7 protein-coding genes and 1 tRNA gene are annotated in these 7561 nt (G+C 64.8%); 4 read left to right on the forward strand and 4 right to left on the reverse strand.

The features are described 5' to 3' along the window. Positions 1-916 (reverse strand): PQQ-binding-like beta-propeller repeat protein (locus tag GJ631_RS17995; RefSeq protein ID WP_156710477.1); only part of this gene is annotated, 916 nt, incomplete at its 3' end. Between the two features lie 102 nt (positions 917-1018). Here GJ631_RS17995 and GJ631_RS18000 point away from each other — a divergent pair. The 4 genes from GJ631_RS18000 (at position 1019) to GJ631_RS18015 (ending at position 5819) form a co-directional block, all read left to right on the forward strand. Next, complete coding sequence (locus GJ631_RS18000) at positions 1019-2323, forward strand: ribonuclease R family protein (protein ID WP_156710478.1); 1305 nt, start codon at positions 1019-1021, stop codon at positions 2321-2323. A gap of 86 nt (positions 2324-2409) precedes the next feature. Continuing rightward, positions 2410-3948 carry a CARDB domain-containing protein gene (locus tag GJ631_RS18005; RefSeq protein WP_156710479.1) on the forward strand — a complete coding sequence of 513 codons (1539 nt, stop codon included), beginning with the start codon at positions 2410-2412 and terminating at the stop codon, positions 3946-3948. Then, positions 3945-4682: an ABC transporter ATP-binding protein gene (locus GJ631_RS18010; protein ID WP_156710480.1), complete on the forward strand. Its 738-nt coding sequence runs from the start codon at positions 3945-3947 to the stop codon at positions 4680-4682. The genes GJ631_RS18005 and GJ631_RS18010 overlap by 4 nt, the downstream gene beginning before the upstream one ends. Continuing rightward, entirely contained in the window at positions 4683-5819 is a 1137-nt protein-coding gene (locus GJ631_RS18015; RefSeq protein ID WP_156710481.1) for an ABC transporter permease, read from the forward strand. It abuts the gene before it with no gap. Between the two features lie 92 nt (positions 5820-5911). Here the strand turns inward: GJ631_RS18015 and GJ631_RS18020 are convergent, their stop codons facing one another. The 3 genes from GJ631_RS18020 to GJ631_RS18030 form a co-directional block, all read right to left on the reverse strand. After that, positions 5912-6379: a pyridoxamine 5'-phosphate oxidase family protein gene (locus tag GJ631_RS18020; protein WP_156710482.1), complete on the reverse strand. Its 468-nt coding sequence runs from the start codon at positions 6377-6379 to the stop codon at positions 5912-5914. A 72-nt stretch (positions 6380-6451) separates the two neighbouring features. Beyond that, complete coding sequence (locus GJ631_RS18025; protein WP_156710483.1) at positions 6452-7006, reverse strand: hypothetical protein; 555 nt, start codon at positions 7004-7006, stop codon at positions 6452-6454. Between the two features lie 177 nt (positions 7007-7183). Continuing rightward, positions 7184-7256, reverse strand: a tRNA-Asp gene (locus GJ631_RS18030). Positions 7257-7561: the final 305 nt, after the last annotated feature.

The raw sequence follows: 7561 nt of genomic DNA on the forward strand, positions 1-7561 counted from the left end.
CGCCGCGCGTCGTCGCGTACACCCGCTCGTCGTCGACCGCCGGCGTGGTGTTGACCCCTCGCTCGAAGGCCGCTTCCCACCGCTTTTCGCCGTCACCGCCGACGGCGTACAGTCGGCCGGCGTCGGTGCCGACATACACCGTCTCGCCGTCCGATTCGGGGGCCACCCGCGGCCCCTTGTGTGCCGCACCGTCAAGGCTCTTCGACCACCGCAGTTCGCCGTCCCGGCTCAACGCGAGCAGGCTACTGGTGTCGTCCTCCCGGGCCGTAGTCGCGACGTACACCGACTCGCCGACCGCTGGTGTGGCGAATATATCCGGTGCCGACAGCGTCCGCGTCCACAGTTCCGCGCCGGTGTCGAGGTCGCGTGCAGTCACCGCCGTCTCCTCACCGTCGACCAGCGGGACGAACACCGTCCCGTCGGCGACGACCGGACTCGCCGAGACGGCGAGCGGTTCGCGCCACCGGTCGTCGCCGGTGGTGGCCTCCAGCGCCCGCAGCGACGCCGTGCCGCCGCGGTCGATGATGTTCTGTCGGCCGACGATGTCGCGGGCCGACCCGACGACGGTTCCGTCCTCGATTGCGGCCGTGAAGCCGTGAGTCAACCCGCCCATCTCGACCTGCCAGTCGACGGCGCCGTCGGCAAGTGAGACGGCGGTCAGTTTCGTGTCACTGCCGACGTACAGCCGGGCATCGTCGACGCCGGGGGTCGACAGCGTGAACTGTCCCGGCAACTCCCGGGTCCACGTCGCCGACAGCGGCGCGTCTTCGAGGGTCTGGGCTGGCGTTCTCGTCGGCTCCAAGCCCGCCGTCGCATCGACGGTTGCCGTCCGATACCCCGCCGTACAGCCGGCGAGGCCGGCCGCGGAGACGCCGGCGGCCGCGAGGAGGGCACGGCGCGAGAGGCGGCTATCCATGCCCACCACTTCGACTCCGCGGTCAAAAGTCCGCCGTTCGTTTCGGAGTCGTTCGGTCCCCCGTGCGACACGCCTAACTACTCGACCACACAACTCCTCGATATGACTGACCGCGACGAGCAGGCGTACGCCGGCACTGCGGAGGGGCAAGGTCCCGTCGTTATCGACGAGGAACTCGCCCGCCACCTCGCCAACAAGCGCGAGGAACTGTTCGAGGAGTTCGACATCCGCGACGAGTTCCCCAACGAGGTGCTCGAAGAGGCCGAGGAACGCGCCAAGGATCCCGAGGGCGACATCGAGACGGAACTCGACGACCGCAAGGACCTCCGGGAGTTGACGACGTGGACGACCGACCCCGCCGACGCACAGGACTTCGACGACGCCATCTCCATCGAACGCACCGACGAGGGCTATCGCCTGTGGGTCCACATCGCCGACGTGACCCACTACGTCAACCCCGAGACGGCGATGTGGGAGGAGGCGCAGAAACGAGGCAACACCGTCTATCTGCCGGGGTACACCATGCACATGCTCCCGCCGATTCTGGCGGAGACGGTGTGTTCGCTGGTCCCCAACGAGGACCGCCTCGCCCACACCGTCGAGATGCACATCAACGGCGAGACGCTTTCCCACGAGTCTATCGACATCTACAAATCCGTCATCCACTCCGACGCCCGACTGACCTACAACGAGTGTGAGGAGGCACTGGACGACGAGAGCCACGACCTCCACGAAAAGAACACCCTCGCCTACGAACTCGCCGAGCGACTCCACGAACAGCGGAAAGAGGACGGCTCGCTCGTGCTCAACCCCAAGCGGGACCGCGCCCACACCATCATCGAGGAGTGCATGCTGAAGGCCAACAAGGCCGTCACTCACACACTCCAGTGGGACCGCGGCCTCGAAGCCATGTTCCGCGTCCACCCACAGCCGACGCCCGACGAGTGGGACGAGGCGTTGCGGGAGATTCAGGACCTCGAAGGCGTCTCGATTCCCGGCAACACCTGGGACGACCCCCGGAAGGCCGTCAACGCCACGCTCGAAGAGGCGCCCGGCCGACAGCTCAACAAGATTCAGTGGGCCGTGATGAAGGTGATGCCCCGCGCCAAGTACATGTCCGACCCCTTCGGCGGCCACCACGCGCTGAACTTCGAGATTTACGGCCACTTCACCTCGCCAATCCGCCGCCTGTCGGACCTCGTCAACCACTGGATTATCTACACCAACGAGGTGCCGGAGGGCATCGCCGACCTCTGTGACCACGCCAGCGACAAACAGAAGGACGCCGAAACCTGCGAACGCCAGTACAAGAAGTTCCTCGAGGAGGTCGGCCTCGACCCCCACGCGGTGAACAACCGCGGCATCGAGGTCGTCGAAGACCCCGAAGACGCCGACTACACGGTCTGAAACGCGCTGTCGACGCCGGTCCAGTAGCGGCAACCGACCGGGGTTCGCGGCAGATACTTGCCTGCTCGTCCCCTTCTTTCGGTATCGTGCGCCGTTTCATCGCCCTCCTCGTCGCGGTCGCGCTGGTACTCTCGCTTGCGCCACCGAGCGTCGGTGCCGTCCCCGACGCTCGGTTGACGGTATCCGACGTAACCGTCGCCCCGGACCGCCCGATAACCGACGAACCGACGACCGTCTCCGCGACCGTCGCGCTCTCTGCGGGGTCGACGAGCGCCGTCGAACTCGACGACGTGACGCTTCGAACCGACGACGGCGACCGCCTCGCCCGCGCGTCGAACCCCGGGTCGCTGTCGCCCGGCGATAGCCTGACCGTCGACCTCGTCGGCGAGTTCGACGAGGCCGGCAGACAGAACCTCACCGTCGTCGCCCGCGGGACCGACGCCGACGGCGACGACGTGACCATTCGTCGACCCGTGACCGTCGTCGTCGAGGACTCACCGCCCGGCATCGTCGTCGACGCCGACCTCGTCGAGGGCGTCACCTCGCCGGTCGTCGTCGACATCGGCAACCCCGGCGTCGACCCGGTCCGCAACGTCGAAGTGTCGGTGTTGAAGAACACCGCCGTCGCCGACCGCGCGTTCGTTCCGACGCTCGCCGCCGGCGCCGAGGAGACGCTGAACCTCACGGTGACGCCCGACGGCGACCGCCAGGAAATCGCGGTCCGGGTCTCCTACACCACCGCTACCGGCGACCGACAGACGACGTTCCGACGGGAGACCCTCCGCGTCGAACCGCTCGAAGACGACGTCGGAATCGACGTTCGCCCGGTCCGTGAGCAACAGGCCGACGTACAGGCCGGCGGCGACCTCGGAAGCCTCCTCGGCGGTGCCGGCGGCGGCAGTGCCGGCGGCAACCTCCAGCAGGACGACGCCGAGGGCGAGACGCCCGGCCAAGTCGAAGTCGCGGTCACCAACTTCGGCAACGCGCCGATTACCGAGGCCGTCGTCGAACCCGCAGGCGAGGAATCGCTCGCCCGACAGTTCGTCGGCGACCTCGCACCCGGCGAAACCGGAACGGTGACCGTCGACCTCTCGGAGGCCTCCGGCGGCGACATCGACGTGACCGTCAACTATCGTCTCGACCGCGAACAGCGGCAGACCCAAACGACCTACGAGTACCGTCCCGAGACGGCCGCCATCACCGTCACGGGTGTCGATATGCAGCAGGACGGCGACCGACTCGTGATTACGGGCAACGCGGGCAACACCGGCGAGGCGTCGGTCTCCGGCGTCGTCGTCTCGGTCGGCGAAACCGAGTCCGTCTCCCCGGCGTATCCCCAGCGCGATTACTTCGTCGGCACCGTCGACGGCAGCGAGTTCGCCCCCTTCGAACTCACCGCACGCGTCGACGACAACGCCACGTCCGTCCCCGTCGAGGTGACCTACCGCGTCGACGGCGAGACGTTCACCGAACGCTACGAGCTCCCGGTCGAACGCTTCGAGGACTCCGACGACGGCGGCGTTCTCGGGTCGCTGTGGCCGTTCTCGCTGGACATCGCGGGCGTCGGCATTTCGGTCGCCCTCGGCGCCGCCGCCCTCGTCCCACTGTACCGCTGGCGACGATGAGTGGTGACGTGTCGCCGCCCACGGCGGAGCGAACGGCGGTCGAAGAGCGGGCCAACCACGACGGCGAGGCGCCACCGCTGCAACTCATCGGGGTGACTCGGGAGTACGACGGCGGCGGCGAGACCGTCCGGGCGCTGATAGACGTGGATTTGACCGTCGAGGCCGGCGAGTTCGTCGCGGTCATGGGTCCCTCCGGTTCGGGAAAGTCGACGATGCTGAACACGCTCGGCCTGCTCGATACGCCCACGAGCGGGGAGGTGTTGCTCGACGGCCGCGACGTGACGACGCTCGACGACGAGGCCCGAACCGACCTCCGCAAGGAGTACATCGGCTTCGTGTTTCAGGACTTCTTCCTCATCCCGACGCTGACAGCCACCGAGAACGTGGCGCTGCCGACGGTGTACGACCGCGACCGCGACGCGACGGCCCGCGCCGAGGACTTACTGGACCGCGTCGGCCTCGGCGACCGCCTCGACCACCGCCCACCCGAACTCTCGGGTGGCCAGAAACAGCGCGTCGCCATCGCGCGGGCGCTCATCAACCGCCCGGAAGTGCTGTTGGCCGACGAACCGACCGGCAACCTCGACACCGACACCGGACGACAGGTCCTCGGTGAGTTCGAGCGCATCTGCGAGCAGGGCGTCGCGGTCGTCGCGGTCACCCACGACGAACTCGTCACCGAGTACGCCGACCGGACGGTCGAACTCGTCGACGGGCGACTGGAGGAACAATAGATGCGCCCCGGCGACTTCCCGGCGGTCGTGATGGCGACGCGAAACCTCCGGCGGAACAAACTCCGGTCGGTGCTGGCGGCGCTCGGCATCGTCATCGGCGTCCTCGCCATCGCCACGCTCGGCATCTTCGGCAACGTCCTCCAACTCGCGGCGCTGGAGTCGCTGGGCGGCCTCGGCGACCAGGTCATCGTCTCGCCGAACCAGGACGCCGGCGGCGAGTCGCTCACCGCTCGCGACATCACCGAAATCCAGCGCGTCTCGGAAGGTCGCGGAACGGTCGTTCCCTTGCGAAGCGACGGCGCTGTCGTCTCCGGAACCGGGGGGTCGAGTAGCTTCGCGACCATCTACGGCACCGACCGGCCAGCGGCGCTGTTCAACGCCGAAGCCGGCACCGTCCCCGAACGCCACAGACAGGGCGCCCTCGTCGGGAGTTCGCTGGCCGAGGAACTCGGTGTCCAGGTCGGCAGTCTCGTCGAAATCGCGGGCAACGACTACCGCGTCATCGCCGTCCTCGCACCGGGCGAAGACATCTCTCCCATCCAACCCGACAGCGCCGTCGTCCTCCCGGAGAGCGCGTTCGTCCCCGGCGACTACGACCAGGTCGTCGTGCAGGCGAACTCCGGGGAGGACGCACGAGCTATCGCCGAAGGAGTCCGTGACCGCCTCAACGCCCGCGAACAGCGCGTCTCCGTGTTCGAGCTGTCGAGCATCCTCGACCAAATCGAGGAGTTCTTCGACCTGCTGAACCAGTTCCTCATCGGCCTCGGCGCCGTCTCGCTCGTCGTCGCCGGCGTCGCCATCTTCAACGTGATGTTGATGAGCACGACCGAGCGAAAGGGCGAAATCGGCCTGCTCCGTGCGGTCGGCGTCCAGAAACGGGACATCCTCCGGACGCTCGTCGTCGAGGCGACCCTGCTCGGTATCCTGGGTGGGTTCGTCGGCGTACTCTTGAGCATCGGCGCGGCGCTGCTGTTGTGGTACGTCTCACCCATCGCCCTCGATATCATTCTCGACCCCTCGAACGGCGTCTACCTGCTCGTCGCGTTCGTCTTCGGCGTCGCCGTCAGCCTCGCCAGTGGGCTGTATCCGGCCTGGAAGGCCGCCAATCTCGAACCCGTCGAGGCGCTCCGAGACTGAACGTCACGGACTGAACCGCCCGACGTACATCGACTGGCGGCCCGCAAAGGCCATCGACCCCGGGTTTCGTGGCGAATCGAGTTCGAGGTTCATCACGGGCCGTCGTCGGTCTGAGCCGCGTCGGCCATTCGGTCGGTGAAATCCCACGTGTACAGTTTCTCCGGCGTGATACGAAGTGCGACCTCCTCACGGTCGTCGTCGAGCAGTCGGTCGGCCAGCGAGTTGTCGGTGCCGCCGAGATACCGTTCCAACAGCTCTCGTAGAAGCGTCTTCCCCTCGTCGGCTTCGATGCTGACGGTTCCCGACCCCCTGACGCCGCGATACGGCGGCTCGTTGTCCGAGACCTCGAAGGCCACGCCGGCGTCGGCTTCGAGATACCGAACCACGTCCGCGTCGGCACCGGTCGCACAGAGGAACTCGCCGTCGTGGTAGACGTACCACAGCGAGAGCATCCACAGCCCTCCCGAGGGCGTCCGGCAGGCGAGTCGAATCGGGACGGTCGATTCTCGGAGGTACGCAGTGGCCTCGGACTCCGACCACGCACCCTTCCAAGCGGGCATAGACCAATGTACGGGCGAGCGTGGTAACTAGTTGGTGCCGAAACTCGCGTTGCTCGCCGTATTGTTCGTCTTCTATGACATTCGGAGAATTTTTCTGATTGGTCCCCACCGCCCTCGAATCATATCTAAGACGGAGAAAGCTGAATAGAGAATAGAAACCATAACTACTGAAAACCCAACAATTAGCAACGGTTGTTCGAACCCGATGGTTCTTGATGTATCATTTATCGTGTTCGCCCACCCCTCCAATAATCCCATAATAAGGGAGAAAACCGAGATTAGCAATCCGAATGTGCTTGTGCTGGATAGGTTCAAAACGTCAAATTTGTCATCTATCTGGCCTAACTGGGGGTAGTTCTCTTTGAGCGTGATTCGGCGCGCCGCTCGGTGAGTAAATACACAGACAGTCATTGAGCCAATCCAGAATACAACGCCGTTGATTGTGTAGAATGAGTTTATGATATTCTCCACGTATGCGGCACCGCCCGTTTGAAGAGTGAGAGATATTATTGAAATATAGATTACAATCAGGAATAGACCTGCTCTGAATGTCCTTAGCGCGTCGTCTGCAATCGCTCCAAGCGCGTCTCTTTCTCCAGAATCAATCTTGTCGTTTTGTTCTGGCATGGAACTCTCTTAATGACCTAATTTGAAAAGCATATGTGTCAAAATCGCCAGTTTCCGCTACGTATACATCGTGACGACCTATTTCATTGAATGATTTTACGCGGCGGTAGCGCTGGCAACCCTACTGATTCAGAATTACGGTACTTGTTACTCGCAGTGTTGTGTACGGCAAAAGTACGCCCGAGGCGGGATTTGAACCCGCGTCACGACCGTGACAGGGTCGTATGATGGGCCACTACACCACCCGGGCCTGACGCAACTCATCGTAACCGGGTTTGTACCTTAAGGCTTTCCAATGGAGGGCGGCTCGGTGGGGTGTGACACACCACGAATCGGACGACCGAGTAGCGATTTCGAAGTCGACGACCGGCTGGAAGGGGTCCCGACTCACCGAACACGAAATACTCTATCCTCTAAACGCCACAAACACTCCCGAACCACCGAACGAGCATCCGCGAGCGCCCGGAGGGCGCGAAGCGGTTCACGCCGCGCGAACTGGGTGAGCGCGGCGGCAAGGCGGGTGACCATCGGGAACCCGCCGCCGCTTTTTCATCG

It is taken from the genome of Natronomonas sp. CBA1123, assembly GCF_009741925.1.
Classification (GTDB): domain Archaea; phylum Halobacteriota; class Halobacteria; order Halobacteriales; family Haloarculaceae; genus Natronomonas.